The organism is Fictibacillus sp. KU28468 (assembly GCF_026153615.1).
Classification (GTDB): Bacteria; Bacillota; Bacilli; order Bacillales; family Fictibacillaceae; genus Fictibacillus_C; species Fictibacillus_C marinisediminis.
The window spans coordinates 645,270-663,765 of the sequence record NZ_CP110666.1 but is presented as its reverse complement, the minus strand read 5'-3'; the positions used below and the strand labels follow the sequence as shown (position 1 = coordinate 663,765).

The following is an 18,496-nucleotide window of genomic DNA, read 5'->3' as shown; positions in this document are numbered from 1 at the left end:
CGCACCTTGCACTCCAATCAACTTGTCAATGAAGACTTTTTATAAAAAATCTTCTCAATGCAACAATTTGTTAGAATAGAGCTATATAAAAATTTAACTGTTCAGCCCTCCATGATGATGGTATTCTAATTAATGGTATTTATTGAATATAAAGGGGAAGTGGTGAGGGTATGGCTCAAGATAAAAGAATGGGATTCGTCGTGCTGGCAATGGCATTGGGGCTTTTCATGTCTTCATTGGATAACACCATTGTTTCAGCCAGTATTAGTCAAGTGATCAAAGACATCGGCGGCTTTGACAAAATGAGCTGGATTTTCACAGCCTATATGCTGTCAGCGACCAGTACAATGCTCGTTTTTGGGAAGATGAGCGATTTATTTGGACGAAAGCTGTTCTATTTAATTGGTATCAGCATGTTTCTGATTGGGTCAGCTCTCTGCGGAACCGCACAGAACATCGACCAGCTGATCTTTTACCGTGTCATTCAGGGTATCGGGTCAGGTGCTATTTTTCCTATTTCTTTTACGATTATCTATTCAGTCTCAACCGATCCGAAGCAAGCAGCTAAAATGTCGGGTATCTTTGCGGGTATCTTTGGAATCTCCTCCGTTTTGGGGCCGCAGATCGGCACATGGATTTCCGAGTCTTCCTTATTAGGCTGGAGATGGTGCTTTTACGTGAACGTTCCTTTTGGTTTGCTTTCGATTGTTACGCTGGCCATCGCTCTAAAAGAATCCAAATCTGACTTTAAACCTAAGGTTGATTACTTAGGAACATTGCTGCTCGTTTCCTCTACCGTCCTGCTTCTGCTTGGACTGGAGTGGGGAGGAAAAGATTATGCATGGGATTCAGCACAGATCATCGGACTGTTTTCCGGAGCCGCAGTATCCATTGCGCTGTTCCTATTGGTAGAACGAAAAGCGCAGGAACCGATCCTTCCGCTTTCCATCTTTAAGAATAAAATGGTCCTCGGAACAAGCATCGTCGTGTTTTGCCAAGGTGCGATCATGTTCTCGGCCATCACCTACTTGCCTATTCTTTCTGTGGCGGTCATCGGGAACGAAAACTCGAACAGCGTACTGACGCCGATGATGTTTCCGATCATGGTTGGGGCTATTACAGCTGGCTTCCTTTGTACCAAAATACGCTTCCGCACAATCATGGCGTTTGCGATGGGTGTAGGGATCATAGAAGCTTACTTGCTCGGAACCATTACGCACGAAACGGCGAACTGGGTCGTAACGGGAGTCATGATCGGACTCGGCCTCCTCGTTCTTGGACCGCTCATGAGTGTTTCGCAAAATGCCGTTGCTCAGTCTGTAGATAGTAAATACATTGGGATCGCCTCTTCGGTCGTCGGCTTCTGGCGGAGCATCGGAGGTGTGATGGGAGCAGCGATCACCGCTACAATCGTTAACAATGATTTAAAAGACAAGATGAAGGAGTTTGCGGCCTCCTCTCAGCTTCCAGCAGATAAAGTGGAGCAGATGGCTAAGCCGGAAATCCTGATGCAAAAGAACATTCAGCTTCCCCCTCAAGTCGTCAGCTTTTTAAGAGATGCGGTCGAAAAGGCTTTGCACCACGGGTTTTACCTCGCGTTAATCGCTTGTGTCATTGGTTTTATCGTTGCCCTGTTCGTCGGAGGCGATCGCTATGTGATGGGCAACCGCGAACAGAAAGCAGAAGCGAAAGAAGAAGTGCCGGCAAGTTGATGGATTTAAAGAAGGGGCTGTCCAAGAAGCCGTTAGCATAAAAAAAGAAAAAGGATGTCTATCTGGCTGCAGTTGATTTCCGTTCCAGGCTGCTCGCTTTTACCGGCGTAAACGCCTACTTTCGCAGGGCGTACGGTGAGCCTTACCGGCGTGAACGCCTACTTTTTGGTGCAAGCACCGGCCGGAGTCTCACCTGTCACGCTCGTCCCGTAGGAGACTCGCACCTTGCACACCAATCAACTTTTCATTGAAGATTTTTCACGCCAAAAAGGAGCTGCCCAAAGGTCAAATTTTGACTTTCAGGATAGCTCCTTTTTTATTGGAGTATGATTGTTTTTACCTGCCGCCCGATTCCGTCTGCCCCAAACCCACGAAAAAAACCAGGCTCAACACCAGCCTGGGTACTATACTCTCTCTTACAGCTCCATTTTCGCGATATCTTCCCAATAATGGCACAGAACGCGCATCCCTTTATCAAAATTCTCAAGATGGAAGTGCTCATTTGGTGCGTGGAAGTTTTCATTCGGCAGGCCGAATCCCATCAATACGATCGGCAGGTTAAACAACTGTTTAAATGTTGCGATGATTGGAATGGAACCGCCGCTTCTTATATAGGAAGTCTTCACATCATACACTTTTTCATAAGCCTCGCCGGCTGCCTGAACATAAGGATGATCGATCGGCGTCAAGTAAGGATGGCCTTGATCAAAGCGAGACATTTCTACTTCAACTCCAGCTGGGAGATGCTTCGTGATATGCTGTTTGAGCTGTTCAACAATCTTATCAGGATCCTGATTGGGTACAAGGCGGCACGAAATTTTCGCATGGGCTTCTGACGGCAGTACGGTTTTCAAACCTCCGCCTTGATAGCCGCCATAGATCCCGTTCACCTCAAGAGTCGGACGGGTCCATGTGCGCTCAAGGTAAGAGTAGCCTTCTTCACCGTATAACTCATTCACACCTAATTCCTTCTTCACTTCCTCCTCATTAAACTGAAGGGAAGCAAACTCTTCCTTCTCCTGTTCGGTAACCGTCAAAACATCATCATAGAAACCATCCACCAAAATATGTCCGTCCTCACTATGGAAGGAGTCTACGATTTTAACGAGTGCATGAATCGGATTCTGAATCACCCCGCCATACAGTCCGGAGTGAACATCTCCGCTCGGTCCCTTCAAGTCGATCTGCAGGCCGCACAATCCTCTAAGTCCGTAAGTGATAGCGGGTTTTCCTTTTTCGATCATGCCTGTATCCGAAACCACGATCAGGTCAGCAGCTAATAAGTCCTTGTGTTCCTCCGCAAAAGCAGGCAGGTTGGGGCTTCCCATCTCTTCCTCGCCCTCAATACAGAACTTGAAGTTCAACGGCAGTGTACCTGTTGTTTCTAAAAAAGCTTCCAGTGCTTTAAAGTGCATAAAGGTCTGGCCTTTATCATCACTCGCCCCACGGGCATAGAGCTTTTCATCACGAATCTCAGCAGAAAAAGGCGGGCTGTTCCATAGCTCGACCGGGTCGACAGGCTGGACATCATAATGGCCATAGATGAGGGCAGTCGGCTTTCCTTCTGCCTTAAGCCATTCACCATACACGACCGGGTGGCCTTTTGTCTCATATACCTTTACATTATCCATGCCAAGCTGGCGCAAAGATTCTGCGGTCCATTCCGCTGCTTTTTCCATATCTCCCTTGTGCTCTGTCTGCGTCGATATGCTCGGAATGGCGAGAAAATCTTTCAGCTGGCTCAAATGTGTATCTCTGTTGCTTGCAAGGTACTCTTCTATTTTATCGTTCATGGTATGTACTTCCTTTCCTCTTCGCATTATTGGTTTTCTTCCAGCAATTTTACCAAACGCTTAGGCGCCGTCCGCTGATAGGCTTCAAGAATCAGGCTATGAATCTCTTTCCAGTTCATCTCGCCTGAATGGTAGATGGAGATCCAGCCGTGCTGGCCGATGTAAGCAGGTCTGAAAAACCGCTCTTCTTGAAGAAGAATTTCCTGCGTCTCCGGCAGTGTTTTTATCGCCAATGAAGTGCCCTGTTCATTCTCTCCCATGATGACGAAGGGCTTGTCCTTCACACGGAACGATGTATGGCCAAAACCGTTGACATGCTCCGTGACTTCCGGAAAGCCTATACAAATTCCCCGGACCTGCTGCAGCATTTGCTTGCCTGTCTCTGAAACGATTTCTTTATGGCTTGCCACCTCACTTTCCCTCCTTTAAAATGTCCATTCCGAACGTTTCCTTCAGTCCTTTTTTCCCCTCTTCTGTTACCTTAACCGCCCGGTGCTGCGGAACTCGCTCAATCCATCCCCGCTCCAATAATTGTTCCAAAAGGGCAGTGCCCAGCGCTCCTGCCAGATGATGGCGGCGCTCACTCCAATCCAGGCACCGATGGGAGAAGGACCGGCGTTTCTTGCTGATTGTTTCAAGGTCGATGCCCAATCCATTGTAAAAATGAACGCCTTCTTCCGTTACGATAAAATTCTCCTCATCTTCGTCCAAAAAACCTGCGTCCAGCAATGCATCGGTCAGCTGAACTCCGACGCTGCCCGCCAGATGGTCATAGCACGTTCTCGCAAACCTCATCGCCTTGTCCTGTGAGGACTGTTTCAGTGATTTGATTTTGACAGGCGGTGCAATTAAAAGAAAGGACTCCATCACCTTAGCGACCTCTTCGTTATGAATGCCATAATAGCGGTGCCTCCCTTGTTTTTCCTGAGCAATCACACCAGCCTCCTGCATTTTTGACAGGTGAAAGCTTGCGGTCTGCGGTTTGATGCCGGCCATAAAAGCGAGTTCGCTCGCCGTATGAAACCGGCCGTCCATCAAGACCGTTAATATGGCCGCGCGTGAAGACTCGCTTACGATCGAAGCAATTTCAGCCACATTCGATTGTGCCATCAATCTCATCGCCTCCTTTTACATCCATACTTCGATGAACATCGAAGAATTCCTGCTTTATACTGAATCCGAATCCAATATAAAGGAGAATACAAATGAAGACTCTGCCAAACACCTCAATTATCACACCGAAAATTTTATACTACGGAACACCTGTCGTTCTGCTGACCACATTAAATGAGGATCGCACGGTCAACATCAGCCCCATATCGTCCTCCTGGGCACTCGGCAACTGCATCCTATTAGGCATCGGACTCGGCGGAAAAGCCATAGAAAACCTGGAGAGAACACCGGAATGTGTGCTGAATATACCGGACGCTTCGCTTTGGGAACAAGTTGAAAGACTTGCTCCTTATACAGGAAAAGATCCGGTTCCACCATACAAACAAGAGCTTGGCTTCACCTACAAAAAAGATAAGTTTGAAGCAGCAGGGTTCACTTCCACTTCATCCATTTCAGTCCAGCCTGAAAGAATCACAGAATGCCCTCTGCAGATTGAAGCCGAAGTAAAGCAGATCCGGATTCCCGAGTACTCACCGTTCTTTGCGATTGTGGAGACCCAGGCTGTCAGCGTTCATGCCCACACCGACATCATCAAGGGGGGAAATCACATCGATCCTGCTAAATGGAATCCTTTAATCTATAATTTCCGCCATTACTTCAGTCTGGGAGAAGAGCTCGGAAAAACATACCGTTCGGAGACGTAAACTACCGCAGATTCAATAAAGCCCCTGAAAGAAGGAGCTTTTGAAGGACCAAACACAACCCCCATCCGCCGATCCCGAGTACAATCGACAGAAAAAAAGGCATGGAATGCTTAAGGGAAAAAGCGACAACAAAAATCAAGACGATGGTGCTCGGCAGCCCGTACAGAACACCATATAAAAACTGGCTCAGGTGATCGGTCCGCTCTCCTTGTGTATAGAGCCAAAACAGACTTAACAGGCTGACCAGCGGAAGAGCCGCGATAATTCCTCCATAACGAGGGGAATGTTTGGCAAGGGCGGTAATCATACCGATCACCAGCGCCGAAATTGTAATTTTAACGACTGTATACATACTTTGCCTCCGTTCTTAGCTTCTCAAACGCGTCCAAAATCTCTTGTTGTTCTTTTTTGCTCAAACGGCCCAGAACGTTCTGCAGCTTTTCTTCGTCCAGTTCGGTGTTCCGTTTGAGTACTTCCTCTCCTAACCCGGTCAGCTTCACATATACCGCTCTCTTATCCGTCGCCGATCGTTCTTTTTGAGCATAGCCTTTATCGATCAGCCTCTTCACATGCTCGGATGCGGAATGATGCGTAATCTGCAGGACATCTGCCAAAAAGGCAACCGTGGCATCCTTATTCTTTTTCACCGCCTGCATGCACCTCACATTTTGGTGGGTCAACCGTTCTTCGTGTTTGTAATGCAATAAATAATACAGATCGGTCCATATCTCATTTATGAATTGAACATTCATCCTCTTCACCTCTTTTTATATCGTACAATACGATATATTTTTTATCAAGAAGGAGACGCACATTAAACGCCTCCTTTTTTATATTGCTGCCACTTTTTTCGTTTCTTTTTTAACCGCCTTTTTAAGCGGCCCCGTTACTTTTGTAAAACAGTAGATTCCGAGCATTCCGGACAAGAGATAGGATAAAGCCATGCCCCAGGAAGGAACGAAGGAACCGATCGTGATTCCCGCAGCTCCCAGGATTTTTGCCATCTGGAAGGTTAATCCATGCACCGCCATATAGGAACTCCGTGCATCGTCATTTACGATATCAGCCATCATGGACTGTTTGACTGGAACGTACATGAGCTCTCCGATTGTTGCGATAAAGATGGAAACAAGCAGCAATCCCGCTGAATTGCTGTAACCCAGTACCGCATAGCCTGCAGCATACATCCAAAAGCCAGTATAAATGACTTTCTGGTCCGAATACCGGCTCATCCAGCGTGTGACAAGAACCGTTCCTGCAACAACAAGCACCGTATTGAACGTCCGGATCCAGCTGATCATCCGCAGACCGTCAAGATGGTAGGAAAACAGATCGCCGAACGTTACAAGCCGGGACGTGAATTCTTCCTCAAGACGTACGGAAATATAATTCCCTGTTTGAAATTCAATACTGACGATCAGTGTGGATGCTAGACAGAACCATAAAAACATTTTATCTTTCATGACCGTTTTGTAGTTGCCTGCCATATCCTTGAACACATTCACTTTTTGCGGAACAGCCGTCTGAGTATAGGATTCTTTCATCACATAAGCCACCAGATAAAGCGTGAAGATGCTGACAAGAGTTATGGCAGTGAACAGCTCAAACCGGTGAGACTTAAACAGGAATCCTCCGACAATGGAACCGAGCGCAATCGACAGGTTCACGGCCCAATAGTTAATGCTGTACATGAACTTCCGGTTTTCCTTCGTACTGACGTCGATCAGCATTGCCTCAGCCGCCGGATTCATCAGCCCCGAGCTGATGCTTTGTATGAGCATCATGAACGAAGTGAGCCAAGCTGAATCGTACCACGGGGAATTTGCTGCTGTCATGAACACGAACGCCACAACCGTAATCAGCTGGGCAACGACCATCACCTTTTTCCGCCCGACCCGGTCCGAAATATAGCCTCCGTAAAATCCGACCAGGATGGATACGAACACGTTGATCAGCAGGATGATTCCCGCAAGCGCCTGCCCGAGCTTGGCAGACAAGTAGATCGCCATAAACGGAAAAATCATCGTTCCGACCACGCGTGTCATAAATGATGTAATAATCCTTATCTTTATATTAGGATGCAAATCCCGAAACATAATTTATCCCTCCTTTTTCCATTTCTTCTATCTGCTGTTTATTTTCCTCTAGTAAAAGGGGAAGAAAAAGTGTAAAATTCAGAAAAGAATTTCACCTTTTATGGAGGAAACCGGCATGGAAATCCTTGATTACTACATCACCCTTCATCTGCAGCATCCCGAAAAGATCGATGAAACCCCGGCAGAAGTCACCGTCAGCCAGCTGGAAACCTTATTCTTCTGTACGAAACGAAACGTCAACCTTCTCTTAAAACGGATGGGCGAGGAAAAATGGCTTACGTGGATTCCTGGAAAAGGCCGCGGCAACCGTTCAAAGGTCCTTTTTCATTACAGCCTGGAAGAAGCGGTTGAGGCTCACTTTGCAAAACTGCTGGCGAAGAACCAAATTACAGAAGCCGCAGAATTTCTGAACCGGCCGCTTCTGCCTGAACACTTGGCGAAAAAGCTTCAAGCCCGTATTCAGGACAACTTCGGCCTTCAGGTCAAACAGACGGTCTCAAGCCGGGTTGATCTGCTGAAGATTCCGATGAGGCGCCCGCTTGCCGCCCTTGATCCCGCTCATTCTTATACAGCAGCAGAAGCACATTTTGTACGGCAGATCTTTGATACGCTCGTGAACTACAACTCAGTGACCGGAAAGTTCGAACCGCACCTTGCCCACCATTGGGACATTAACCCGGATAAAACGGAATGGACTTTTTATTTGCGGAAAAGCGTGCGGTTTCATCACGGCAGGACCCTTACTGCCCAGGATGTAAAATATACACTGGACCGGCTGCAGGATCCTTCGGTGCAATCACCGTACCGCCACCTGTTTTCCGAGATCCAATCCATCCAAACATTCAATGATTACGCAGTGAGGATTATTCTAAAACGGCCGAATGTGTTCTTTTTGCATTACCTCAGCTCCTACCACGCGCCGATTTTGCCGCATGATGTTCCAATCGTCACTGGCAAAGAACTCATCGGGACCGGGCCGTTCAAAGTGATACAGTATAACGATAAGGTGTTTATCCTTGAAGCATTCGATGAGCACTTCAACGGACGGGCACTGCTCGACCGAGTGGAGCTGTGGTTCGTGGAACTGAACGCTGACCGGATTGTCCACTATGAGCTGCCTGGCAGTGAGGCGACAGAAAACCGCCACATGAAGGTGAACAACAACGGCTCTCACTATTTAGTCTTTAATTTTCAAAAGGAAGGTCCACACCACGACCTGTACTTCCGGCAAGCGGTTGATGAACTCATCGATCGGAACCGGATGATCGCCGAGCTTGGCGGACGGCGGAACAGCCCGGCGAGCAGCCTGTGGCCAGAGCGCAGCCAGCATTCATCGTATCCATCAACATCATTGGATCGCGCCATTGCATTGTTAAGCAAAAGTTCCTATCAGGGAGAGACTCTTACCTTTAAGTATTTGGATTATACGTGCGAGGGATTGAGAGAAGCGGAATGGCTGCAGAAAAGATTCTTGGAAGCAGGTATTTCTGTGGAGCTGTCGCCTTATTCTCTGCTGGATCCGCAGCCCCTTGACGCAGAGATCCTCTCCAAAGGCGAAGTGCTTGAGAGGGATACCCAATACGGCTTCCTTTCCTTTATAAAAAGTGAAAGAAGCATGCGCACCCTGCTGTCTGAAGAGCAGGTCATAGTTCTGGACAAATACCTGGGACGTTTTATACGTGAAGAAAGCTATGAAAAACGCGATTTGATATTAGAGGAAATCGAAAAATATATGGAGGACGAAAAGATCCTCCTCCACATGTATCATATCGCCAAAGAGTGGAACTATCCTGTATTGCTGAAGGGTATTCGGCTGAATGACTTTGGATGGGCGGATTTTCGGAAGCTGTGGGTGAAGCCTGAGGTCGGGAGCACAATATAACAAAAAAAGACCAACTCATCGGCGAGTTGGTCTTTTGTTATTTAGTTGTTCTCCACAGAAACCGAGGATACATCACTTTTTCGACGCTGCTTATTTATCAACGGATAGATGATAAAGCCTGCAAGGAACAAACCGATTCCGAGGCCAAACGTCTTAAGGTCCGCAGTTCCCGTTTTGATCACCCATACGGAGTAAATAAGTGCCAATACCGCAATGATGATATCCTTGACTCGCGAGCCTTTTGATCCTTCCATGGCTTCCCCTTTTAAGGTGAGCTTCAGGAAAAAGGCTGCTGAAACAAGGTAAGGAATCAGATAAGCAAGCGTTGCTGCTGTCGTCAGGAATGTATACGCCTGACTGATGGTTCCTGAAATCGTAGAGAAAATTAAGATCTGTGACATCACATTTGTAACAGTAAGAGATCTGGTTGGACTTCCTTTTTTGTTCACTTTTGCAAAATACGCGGGAAAAGTTCCCGATTTTGCCGCTTGATAAGGAACCTCTGCGCTTAAAAGGATCCAGCCGATCGTTGCCCCAAATAAGGAAACGAGTGCGAGAATAGCCATAACATTTGCACCTGCACTGCCGATTATGGCAGAAAGAGCATCAACGAAAGGTTTATCAGAGGCTTTTAAGACTTCCGGAGGCAAGATTCCCATCGTCAGAAGCGTAATGGCCATGTAAATCACAAGAGCAACAATGAGTCCGAAGATCGTAGCGCGGCTCACATCCCGCTGTGATTTCGCACGTCCTGATAAGATTACAGCTGATTCAATACCGATGAACGCCCATAGCGTAGAAATGGCTGCCATTTGCACCTGGCTGAACAGTCCGTGTGACGTCCCGCCTTCATCAACGACAGGTGTATAGAACTCACCGAAATTGGATGACTGGAATGCAAAAAGTGCTGCGACAATAAAGAGTGCAAAACCGGCCACTTTTGATGCTGTTGCAACAAAATTCAATTTTCCAGCTCTGTTCATGCTGCTCACCAAAATAAAGTGAATTCCCCACAGCAAAACCGTACAAACTCCAAACGTAATGATTTTACCGAGTTGAATATCCTGTGATCCTATAGAAAAAACAACATGCTGTGCTTTCATAATGGGTAAGAACGTAGACAGGTAACCAGCAAAGCTTGTGACCATCGCCACATTGCTGATCCAGTTGGCTACCCAGTATCCCCATACCATGCTAAAGCTTGCTACATTCCCTGCTCTTTTTGATTTAAACATCGCGCGTGCATAGCTTTGCGGTCCAGCAGTTAAGTCCGGACGGCGGATGGACAGCTTACTGAAGATCAGCGCAATCATCATGACACCAAAGCCCGTGACAAGCCAGGCAACGGTTACTCCAAGCGGGCTGGCTGTTTGAGCCAATGAACTTGGAAGCATGAATATGCCTGAGCCAACCATATTTCCGATAACGAAGGCGGCTAAAAGCCAGAACCCCCATTTTTTTGTTGTATTCGTAGGTGTATTCATCTAAACCTTTCCCCTCTAAATATAAAAAAACGCATGGTGAGCCACCACCGCGTTTCATATCGAAACTTATTTTATTACTTTACCATGCTAATATATCAGATAGATAAAGAAAATGTCAATCCGGCAAATCATTTTACTCAATTGTAATATTTTACCTCACTCTATCGATTACAAAATGTCCTCAATCTTATTTACTAAAAAATCTTTAAAAGGTAAAATATACCTAAAATTAACAGGATGTGAAATGCAGATGGAGATCACTGTGCATTTCTGGTTTAACCTCTCACTGCTCATTGTTTTGCTCTTTTTTTGCCTGCTGGGAACTGGAAGATTTCATGCACAGCAGCGGTACCGAATGATGTTCTATGCTTATTTCATTGTGTCCTTGGTGATTTGTTATCTGTTTTCATATAAACTCAGCAGCAGTATGTATCTGGATCTGCGCAATATACCAGTCATCATCGCTGGATTTTATACAGGGTATGCTCCACTCTTTTGTTTGATCGCTGTTCTTTTAAGAGCCTTTTACGGATTCGACAGCGGGTTTTTCCTAAATATTGTGCTCTATGCAGTGCTCGGAATATCCCTATGGCGCCTCTCACCGTGGTTCCTTAAGCTTTCTTCTAACCGCCGCGTCGGTTTGGCCAGTCTCTTTACGCTGCTGATCAGCTTTTTAACCATGATATTTACCCAGATGATGTTCTCTTCCAAGGAGCTGCTTGATGTCTGGTTTGCCTATATGGTTATTCCTCCATTAGGTGCCGGAATGATTGTTTATTTTATGGAGCTCATTGATAAAAACCTGGTGCTGCAGGAACATATCGTAAGAACCAAAAGACTGGAAGCCGTAGAACAGATGGGGGCTGCCATTTCTCATGAAATCCGCAATCCCCTGACCACTGCCATAGGCTTTGTTCAATTGCTGCAGGAAAATGATGCCCCTCAGGAAAAACAAACGGAATATTTGACCCTTATTAAAAGTGAGCTGGAATCTGCTGAACAAGTGATACAGGATTATCTGACGTTTTCCAAACCATCTCTAGTAACCTTAAGTGATATCTTCCTTCACGAGGAACTTCATCACGTCCTTAAAATTCTTCAGCCGCTCGCTAACCAATATTCAGTAGAAATCACAGAAAAACTTGAACCCGTATCTTCCATTCATGGAGACCGCCAAAAGATTCGCCAGTGCTTTTTAAATATCGTAAAAAATGCCATTGAGTCGATGCCAAACGGTGGAGTACTGACCATAGAATCAACAGCTTCTCCCATAAATGCCATCGTCAAAATTGAAGATTCAGGAGTAGGCATGACAAAACAGCAGATCGACCGCCTTGGTGAACCTTATTATTCTACAAAAGGATCAAAAGGCACAGGCCTCGGAATGATGGTCGTCTACAGCATTGTTCGCGCGCTGCGGGGAACCATCAAGGTCCAGAGCAAGGTAGGGAAAGGAACCGTATTCTTACTTACCTTTCCCATTAAGCCCGAATCCTCACAGCCCCCCAACCCATAATTTTTTATCCAATAAGAAGGGGTGATAAGCGCCAGAAAAGAGCAGATGGGAAAAAGCTTGCATATTCCCTTCTTCTTTTCTGATGGCGCTTCAATCACCCCCTACCAAAAATCAACAACATGGACCAACAGAACTTATATTAAAAACCCGCCATTTCAGTGGCGAGTCTCGATAAATTGAAAATAGTTTCCTTTCCCTCCGATGGTGATGAACGAGTGGGTAAGCATAGCCCCGCCTTCCTTCTTGCGGACACCGTCCAGGAGGATGCCGTCCGTGATGCCCGCCGCGACAAAGAAACAGCTGTCACTTTTCACAAGATCATCCATTCTTAGGATTTTACCCGGATCGCTCAATCCCATCGTCACACAGCGATTAAACTCTTCATCATTTTGGCAGACCAGCTGTGCCTGAAAATCACCGCCCAGGCTTCGCAAAGCTGCAGCCGCTATTACTCCCTCTGGCGCTCCGCCTGTTCCCACGAGCAGATCGACGTCAATCTCATCGATTCCTGTAGCTATGGCTCCTGTCACATCCCCATCGGAAAACAACTTCACTTTTGCTCCGGCTTCAAACACTTGCTGAATAAGATCATGATGGCGGGTTCGGTCTTGGATCATGACCGTAACCTCACTCACATCTTTACCCAATGCATCAGCAACAGCCAAAATATTCTCCGTCAAAGGGGCCTCAATGTAAATTCGCCCCTTTGCTTTTGGTCCCACCGCAATTTTCCTCATATACATATCAGGCGCGTGCAGCAAATGGCCGCGTTCAGCAACAGCAATAACCGTTAAGGAATTGTCCTGTCCCTTAGACATAAGGGTCGTGCCTTCCACCGGATCGACCGCAATGTCCACAGCAGGGCCAACTCCTGTACCAACCTTTTCTCCGATATACAGCATAGGTGCCTCATCCAGTTCTCCCTCACCAATAACGATTGTTCCATCCATCCCGATCGTGTTCATCCGGGTACGCATCGCTTCTGTACCTGCCCCGTCAGCTTCGTTTTTCTTTCCCTTGCCGACCCACGGGTAAGAAGCAATAGCTGCCTGCTGGGCAACTGCTAGAAAATCCAGCGCCAGCGTCTGAATGTCTTCTTTTTTATCCAAGCTCATATTCATGTAAGATCCCTCCCCTTCTGATTTTGGACATAGAAAAAGAGGGCCGCCTTCCTGGTTGTTTTCAGTTCAGCGGCCCTCCGGCATATAGCTATTACACGGTTTGTACAGATGTGATGACGCTTTCAAAGGCGGATAAGATAAGATAGGAAGAAGTGGCGCCCGGATCCTGGTTGCCGAGTGACCGCTCTCCCAGCCGGCTGGACCGCCCTTTTTTAGAAAGAAGATCTTTCGTCGATTCCATGCCTTCTTTTGCCGAAGCAACCGCTTTCGTGAATGCGCCAGTAAAGTCCCCGGATTTTTCGTACTCCAGCTTCAGCGTAACCAGAGCCGGCTGAAGAGTATCGACCATCGTTTTATCGCCGACTTCCGCCTGTCCTCTTTCTTTAATTCCTTCAATAAAAGCAGTCCAGAAGCTGTATAGGTCCTCCCCTGAAAGTTCGGTCTTGCCTTGAACTTCCTTACCGCCTCTCAAAAATCCTGTCGCATAAAGAGGGCCGACCGTTGAACCGACCGCGCTTAAAAACGTACGGCCTGCTGTGATGCTGATCTTTCCGCAATCTTCTTCCTCATGCAGTTCACCCTGGAGCTTTTCCTGAACAGCCTGCCAGCCGATCGACATCGTGACACCATGGTCTCCGTCGCCCAATTTGCGGTCAAGCTCGGATAAGTAATCTTTATTTTCCTCGACTGTCTCCACAACACTCTGTAAAAAGCCTTTCAATTCTTTCGCTGTAAATGACATGTGGTCTCCTCCTTATCGTTGAACATACATCGGGCAATCTGCCGCTGCATCCACAAATTCTGCAAGTTCATCATCAAGCTTGATCAGTGTGACCGAACAGCCGCCCATCTCTAGTGACGTACTGTAATCGCCTACAAAAGAACGGTGGATCTGAATCCCTTTTTCATTTAAAATCTGTTCCACTCTGCGGAAAACGATATAGAGTTCCATCTTGGTGGTTGAACCCAAGCCGTTTACAAGAACAGCTACTTTTTCCCCTTCACCTAATGGCATATCGGCTAGAATATCTTGAACCAATCGGTCTGCTACCTGATCAGCCGGCTGCAGATCGCCTTTTTCTACTCCTGGCTCACCATGGTGTCCGAGGCCGATTTCCATCTCATTTTCTTCAAGCTCAAAACTGGGCTTTCCAGTCTGAGGAAGAGAACAAGGAGAAAGTCCGACACCCATCGTACGGGTTTGATCGTTTGCCTTATTGGCGACTCTGACGACATCCTCTAAGCTGTAGCCTTTTTCAGAAGCCGCACCGGCCACCTTTGTTACGAAAAATTCTCCAGCAATCCCTCTTCGTTTTTCCTTTTCCTCTTTCGGAGCGGATGCGACGTCATCGGTGACGATAACTTTGCCGACCTGAATGTCAGCCTCCAATTCTGCCAGTTCAGCCGCCATCCCAAAATTCATCAGATCTCCGGCATAGTTGCCGTATACATAAATGACTCCTGCCCCTTTATCAATAGCCTTCGTCGCTTCCAGAATCGGATCCGGTGGTGGTGAAGCAAAAATGTTTCCTACCGCTACCCCGTCTGCCATTCCTGGTCCGACATAACCCATAAAAGCAGGTTCATGCCCAGATCCTCCGCCGATTAATACGCCGACTTTGCCTTCTGCTGTTTCCAGGGCCGTTACAATCGATCGGCTGTTTTCTGACAGCACTCTGACATGCTGCGGGTGGGCTTTTGCGTAACCATCGATCATTTCTTCTACAACACGATTCGGATCATTTATAAGTTTTTTCATGATGAACGCCATCCCCTTTCAGAAATTCTTGTTCTTTATCTGTGATCTGCTGTACTTTTCTTCCGGAATTTCCTCCTGAGAAATGAGATTCGAGATAAGTTTTAACCACCTGTTTGGCGAGCTCAATCCCGATAACCTTCGATCCCATCGTCAGCACCTGAGCATTGTTGCTTTTCTGGGCACGTTCTGCAGAATACGTATCATGGCAGAGGGCTGCGCGGATGCCTGGCACTTTTCCTGCTGCGATCGCCACTCCGATTCCTGTTCCGCAGCACAGGATTCCTCTGTCCAGTTTGTTTTGAATGATTCCTTCTCCTACCTCAAACGCCACTTCCGGATAATCGACCTCAGAACACGAATGGCAGCCGTAATCTACTACCTCGTGGCCCAGCTCTTGTATATAGCTTTTAAGACTTTCTTTCATATCAAAGGCATTATGGTCAGAACCCAATCCTATCCTCATTATACAACTCCCTTTCTCTCTATTTTAGTCTTATAACGAAATTTTCTAATTATTGTTTTCTTTCGTTTATTTTTTCATTTATTTCGTTTTATGTCAATTGTTTATTGTTATTTATTTTCATTTATTTTCGTTTTATGTTTTGGGGTAAAAAGAAGAACGCCTCGCAAAAGACGTTCTTTTCATCTTTTTAAATTCCAAACTCTCTTATGCCTTTTGTGCTGTTTTAAATTCCTCTATTGAGATCCGTTCTGCTTCTTCCGCTTCCTCTTTGGAAAGAGTTACAAATTTCATTAGAACAGCACTCACAAGATACAAGCCTGTGTAGATCCAAATAATGCCTACCGTATCTACCATTCCAATGAAAGCCCCTACGATTGCCGGACCGACGAATGTACTCAGTCCTGCTCCAAGGTTAAGAATAGACATCGCTGCACCCCTGTTTTCTGGGGCTAGCGAAGGAATTAGTGCTGATAAGGGTACGAATCCTGCAAGACATGCGCCATAGCAGGCAGCTACTGCTGTTGCCACAAAGTAATTAGGACCGGCCGCGAGCGGTACATAATAGAAGGCTGCTGTAAAAATAGCGCAGCCGACGCCGCCGAACCACATGACCGTGTTCCGCCACCCCAGCTTGTCACCAACAATGCCGAAAATAAGGTTAAAGATGATGTTGCTCGTCCAGAGAGAGCCGTAGATTTGCAGCCACTCCGATCGAGTAAACCCAAGATCCATCATGAACGCCGGCATGAAGACTACAAAACCGTAGGCAGCGGATGTGTTAATCGTCCGTACGATTCCACCCATGCCGATTTTCGGATTTTCAAATGCGATGGTCACGCCTTTTAATAGATATCTCAAAGCGTCGCCTTTATTTTCAAATTTCTTTTTGTGTTCTTTGTCTTTGTTCAGAAAAATTGCAACAGTCGCTCCCAATAGTACGAAAACAAGTGCGCTCCATAACGTTTTCATTTCACCCAGCACCGGCAGTGCAAAGCTTGAATAGTACGCGCCAAGTACGTTTAATCCGCCGCTGAAAGCAAACCAGAACCAGCCTACTGCTGTTCCAAGCTTGTCAGCCGGGGCATAATAAGTCACCCATACGAGGAAAGAATAGGCGAAAAGCGGATATCCCAGTCCCCGTAAAGCATAGGTTGGGAGCATAATAGCAAGATTCATGCTCGTAATTCCGAACGTCAGGAAAACTACCGAACCAGCTATAAACAGCGTCAGCCCCAGCATCATCGCTTTCCTCGGTCCGAGCACTTCGGCCAGGACACCTGACAGCCACGCTGCTATCGCAACAGCAAAGCCATAAACACTAAAAATAAGAGCGGATTCCTGCATCGTTAGGCCATGGTCTGTTAAATAAGAAGAAAGCCAGCCTAACTCAAGGCCATCACCCATCATAAAAATCAAAACCCCGAAATAACCGAGAGCCATTTTCCGATCCATTCCGATTCTGTCCAAAAGACGATCCACTTGTATTCCTCCTTTGCCTGATGGTTTTTAATAAGAAGGCTGCCAGCTTCCAACCAGCAGCCATTGTTTTTATAGATTCGGATCAAGCACAACTTTCAAGGACTCTGCCCCGTTTTTCACAAGCTGGAAGCCCTTTTCGAATTCTTCCAGCGGCAGTGTATGCGTCACGACACCGTCTGTCGGAAGGTCGCCGTTGGAGATTCCTTTAATCACATGCTCGTAGCAGTATGGGCCTAGGTGGGAACCAAGCACATCCAGTTCTTTGCGATCGCTGATGATGCTCCAGTCTACCGTTACCGGCTCCTTAAATACGCTGAATTCCACGAAACGTCCAAGCTTGCGGATCATGGTCAGTCCTTGCTCCACCGACTTCTGTGCGCCTGTTGCTTCAATATAAATGTCACAGCCATAACCGTCCGTTAATTCTTTGACAATGGCATTCACGTCATCCTTTGCCGGGTTGAGCACCATGTCAGCTCCGAATTTTTTGGCAAGCTCTAAACGCTCTTCGAAAAGGTCAAGCACGATTAGTTTCCCAGGGCCTGATTTCTTGATGGCACCAATCATCCCAAGACCGAGTGTTCCCGCACCTGCAAGAACAACCACATCTCCAAGCTGAATCTGTGCACGCTGTACAGCATGGAAAGAACATGCATATGGCTCGATCAAGATAGCTTTTTCAATCGGAAGGTTCTCAGGCACTTTATAATTGATGGCTTCCTTCGTAAACTTCATGTACTCTGCCATGGCACCGTTTACATTATTCTGAAATCCGTAGAGATCATGCTTTTCACACATCCAGTATTGTCCGCGATTACAAAATCGGCAATCCCAGCAAGGAACGATCTGTTCTGAAATCACACGTTCGCCCAGCTCAAACCCGGTTACCCCTTCACCCAGACCTACTACATGACCGATAAATTCATGGCCTGGAATCATTGGAGCTTTAATATAAGCAGGCTGCTTTTCATCTCCCCAGAAGCTTGGTGCACCGTCAAACGCTTTTAAATCTCCGGCACAAATTCCGCACGCTTCAACTTTTACAAGAATCTCCCCTTCTCCGATCTCAGGGACAGGAACCGTTTCAAACCGGTAATCTCCTGGCGCATATGCTACAACCGCCTTCATGGTCTTCGGAATACTCACATTCTTCGTCTCTTGTTCAGCAACCGTCTTCATGCTCATCAATATCTCTCCCTTTGTATGATAGTTATAGAGAACGCTTTCATTTTCTCAAAAAATAACTGACTTTCCTCCTTTTTGTTTTTATATTCTTTCTTTTTTTATCGTTTATTTTCGTAATTGCGAGGTATTGGGTTCATTATAGTACCTTTATGTTTGAATAGTCAATTAATTTTTGGTTTTTTTATATTT

General features: G+C 46.6%; 17 protein-coding genes. 4 read left to right on the top strand and 13 right to left on the bottom strand.

Annotation, left to right across the window (positions count from 1 at the left end; genetic code table 11):
• Nucleotides 1-170 precede the first annotated feature (170 nt).
• Nucleotides 171-1,712 (top strand): MFS transporter, encoded by a 1,542-nt coding sequence (locus OKX00_RS03350; protein WP_265409414.1) that lies wholly within the window; start codon nucleotides 171-173, stop codon nucleotides 1,710-1,712.
• 416 nt (nucleotides 1,713-2,128) lie between these two features.
• Here OKX00_RS03350 and OKX00_RS03345 read toward each other — a convergent pair whose 3' ends face one another.
• The 3 genes from OKX00_RS03345 to OKX00_RS03335 are packed head-to-tail and all read right to left on the bottom strand — an operon-like array spanning nucleotide 2,129 to nucleotide 4,618.
• Nucleotides 2,129-3,505, bottom strand: a complete 1,377-nt coding sequence (locus OKX00_RS03345; RefSeq protein WP_265409413.1) for a dipeptidase — start codon at nucleotides 3,503-3,505, stop codon at nucleotides 2,129-2,131.
• A gap of 26 nt (nucleotides 3,506-3,531) precedes the next feature.
• Nucleotides 3,532-3,915, bottom strand: coding sequence for an MmcQ/YjbR family DNA-binding protein (locus tag OKX00_RS03340; protein WP_322114344.1), 384 nt, complete (start codon nucleotides 3,913-3,915; stop codon nucleotides 3,532-3,534).
• 1 nt (nucleotide 3,916) lies between these two features.
• Nucleotides 3,917-4,618 (bottom strand): ArsR/SmtB family transcription factor, encoded by a 702-nt coding sequence (locus tag OKX00_RS03335; protein ID WP_265409412.1) that lies wholly within the window; start codon nucleotides 4,616-4,618, stop codon nucleotides 3,917-3,919.
• Nucleotides 4,619-4,710: 92 nt separating this feature from the next.
• Here OKX00_RS03335 and OKX00_RS03330 point away from each other — a divergent pair, with 92 nt between their 5' ends.
• Nucleotides 4,711-5,322 carry a flavin reductase family protein gene (locus OKX00_RS03330; RefSeq protein ID WP_265409411.1) on the top strand — a complete coding sequence of 204 codons (612 nt, stop codon included), beginning with the start codon at nucleotides 4,711-4,713 and terminating at the stop codon, nucleotides 5,320-5,322.
• A 1-nt stretch (nucleotide 5,323) separates the two neighbouring features.
• Here the strand turns inward: OKX00_RS03330 and OKX00_RS03325 are convergent, their stop codons facing one another.
• The 3 genes from OKX00_RS03325 to OKX00_RS03315 form a co-directional block, all read right to left on the bottom strand.
• Nucleotides 5,324-5,674, bottom strand: coding sequence for a DUF3147 family protein (locus tag OKX00_RS03325; RefSeq protein WP_053356850.1), 351 nt, complete (start codon nucleotides 5,672-5,674; stop codon nucleotides 5,324-5,326).
• On the bottom strand, nucleotides 5,658-6,074 hold the full coding sequence (locus OKX00_RS03320; RefSeq protein WP_265409410.1) for a MarR family winged helix-turn-helix transcriptional regulator: 417 nt from the start codon (nucleotides 6,072-6,074) through the stop codon (nucleotides 5,658-5,660). Before OKX00_RS03320 ends, OKX00_RS03325 begins: the two co-directional genes overlap by 17 nt.
• Nucleotides 6,075-6,152: 78 nt before the next feature.
• On the bottom strand, nucleotides 6,153-7,421 hold the full coding sequence (locus OKX00_RS03315; protein ID WP_416054326.1) for an MDR family MFS transporter: 1,269 nt from the start codon (nucleotides 7,419-7,421) through the stop codon (nucleotides 6,153-6,155).
• A 112-nt stretch (nucleotides 7,422-7,533) separates the two neighbouring features.
• Between OKX00_RS03315 and OKX00_RS03310 the strand changes: the two genes are divergently transcribed.
• Nucleotides 7,534-9,300 (top strand): ABC transporter substrate-binding protein, encoded by a 1,767-nt coding sequence (locus tag OKX00_RS03310; protein ID WP_265409408.1) that lies wholly within the window; start codon nucleotides 7,534-7,536, stop codon nucleotides 9,298-9,300.
• A gap of 41 nt (nucleotides 9,301-9,341) precedes the next feature.
• Here the strand turns inward: OKX00_RS03310 and OKX00_RS03305 are convergent, their stop codons facing one another.
• Entirely contained in the window at nucleotides 9,342-10,784 is a 1,443-nt protein-coding gene (locus OKX00_RS03305; RefSeq protein ID WP_265409407.1) for an amino acid permease, read from the bottom strand.
• Nucleotides 10,785-11,028: 244 nt separating this feature from the next.
• Here OKX00_RS03305 and OKX00_RS03300 point away from each other — a divergent pair, with 244 nt between their 5' ends.
• Complete coding sequence (locus OKX00_RS03300) at nucleotides 11,029-12,300, top strand: ATP-binding protein (RefSeq protein ID WP_322114343.1); 1,272 nt, start codon at nucleotides 11,029-11,031, stop codon at nucleotides 12,298-12,300.
• 155 nt (nucleotides 12,301-12,455) lie between these two features.
• On the opposite strand, the gene glpX is transcribed toward OKX00_RS03300, so the two are convergent.
• The 6 genes from glpX to OKX00_RS03270 form a co-directional block, all read right to left on the bottom strand.
• Nucleotides 12,456-13,421, bottom strand: a complete 966-nt coding sequence (gene glpX, locus OKX00_RS03295; RefSeq protein WP_416054296.1) for a class II fructose-bisphosphatase — start codon at nucleotides 13,419-13,421, stop codon at nucleotides 12,456-12,458.
• 91 nt (nucleotides 13,422-13,512) lie between these two features.
• A complete protein-coding gene (gene dhaL / locus OKX00_RS03290) occupies nucleotides 13,513-14,163 on the bottom strand; it encodes a dihydroxyacetone kinase subunit DhaL (protein WP_265409406.1) in 651 nt (216 codons plus the stop codon).
• A 12-nt stretch (nucleotides 14,164-14,175) separates the two neighbouring features.
• Nucleotides 14,176-15,180 (bottom strand): dihydroxyacetone kinase subunit DhaK, encoded by a 1,005-nt coding sequence (locus OKX00_RS03285; protein WP_265409405.1) that lies wholly within the window; start codon nucleotides 15,178-15,180, stop codon nucleotides 14,176-14,178.
• A complete protein-coding gene (gene rpiB, locus OKX00_RS03280) occupies nucleotides 15,161-15,643 on the bottom strand; it encodes a ribose 5-phosphate isomerase B (protein ID WP_265409404.1) in 483 nt (160 codons plus the stop codon). Before rpiB ends, OKX00_RS03285 begins: the two co-directional genes overlap by 20 nt.
• Nucleotides 15,644-15,847: 204 nt before the next feature.
• Nucleotides 15,848-17,095 carry an MFS transporter gene (locus OKX00_RS03275; protein WP_062238009.1) on the bottom strand — a complete coding sequence of 416 codons (1,248 nt, stop codon included), beginning with the start codon at nucleotides 17,093-17,095 and terminating at the stop codon, nucleotides 15,848-15,850.
• Nucleotides 17,096-17,191: 96 nt separating this feature from the next.
• Nucleotides 17,192-18,301: an MDR/zinc-dependent alcohol dehydrogenase-like family protein gene (locus tag OKX00_RS03270; protein ID WP_062238007.1), complete on the bottom strand. Its 1,110-nt coding sequence runs from the start codon at nucleotides 18,299-18,301 to the stop codon at nucleotides 17,192-17,194.
• Nucleotides 18,302-18,496: the final 195 nt, after the last annotated feature.

Excerpts from the sequence above, each read along its gene's own strand:
- dhaL (WP_265409406.1), bottom strand. The coding sequence starts at position 14,163 with ATGTCATTTACAGCGAAAGAATTGAAAGGCTTTTTACAGAGTGTTGTG.
- OKX00_RS03330 (WP_265409411.1), top strand. The coding sequence starts at position 4,711 with ATGAAGACTCTGCCAAACACCTCAATTATCACACCGAAAATTTTATAC.
- OKX00_RS03285 (WP_265409405.1), bottom strand. The coding sequence starts at position 15,180 with ATGAAAAAACTTATAAATGATCCGAATCGTGTTGTAGAAGAAATGATC.
- OKX00_RS03300 (WP_322114343.1), top strand. The coding sequence starts at position 11,029 with ATGCAGATGGAGATCACTGTGCATTTCTGGTTTAACCTCTCACTGCTC.
- glpX (WP_416054296.1), bottom strand. The coding sequence starts at position 13,421 with ATGAATATGAGCTTGGATAAAAAAGAAGACATTCAGACGCTGGCGCTG.
- OKX00_RS03275 (WP_062238009.1), bottom strand. The coding sequence starts at position 17,095 with ATGGATCGGAAAATGGCTCTCGGTTATTTCGGGGTTTTGATTTTTATG.
- OKX00_RS03320 (WP_265409410.1), bottom strand. The coding sequence starts at position 6,074 with ATGAATGTTCAATTCATAAATGAGATATGGACCGATCTGTATTATTTA.
- OKX00_RS03350 (WP_265409414.1), top strand. The coding sequence starts at position 171 with ATGGCTCAAGATAAAAGAATGGGATTCGTCGTGCTGGCAATGGCATTG.
- OKX00_RS03310 (WP_265409408.1), top strand. The coding sequence starts at position 7,534 with ATGGAAATCCTTGATTACTACATCACCCTTCATCTGCAGCATCCCGAA.
- rpiB (WP_265409404.1), bottom strand. The coding sequence starts at position 15,643 with ATGAGGATAGGATTGGGTTCTGACCATAATGCCTTTGATATGAAAGAA.
- OKX00_RS03270 (WP_062238007.1), bottom strand. The coding sequence starts at position 18,301 with ATGAAGACGGTTGCTGAACAAGAGACGAAGAATGTGAGTATTCCGAAG.
- OKX00_RS03345 (WP_265409413.1), bottom strand. The coding sequence starts at position 3,505 with ATGAACGATAAAATAGAAGAGTACCTTGCAAGCAACAGAGATACACAT.
- OKX00_RS03305 (WP_265409407.1), bottom strand. The coding sequence starts at position 10,784 with ATGAATACACCTACGAATACAACAAAAAAATGGGGGTTCTGGCTTTTA.
- OKX00_RS03325 (WP_053356850.1), bottom strand. The coding sequence starts at position 5,674 with ATGTATACAGTCGTTAAAATTACAATTTCGGCGCTGGTGATCGGTATG.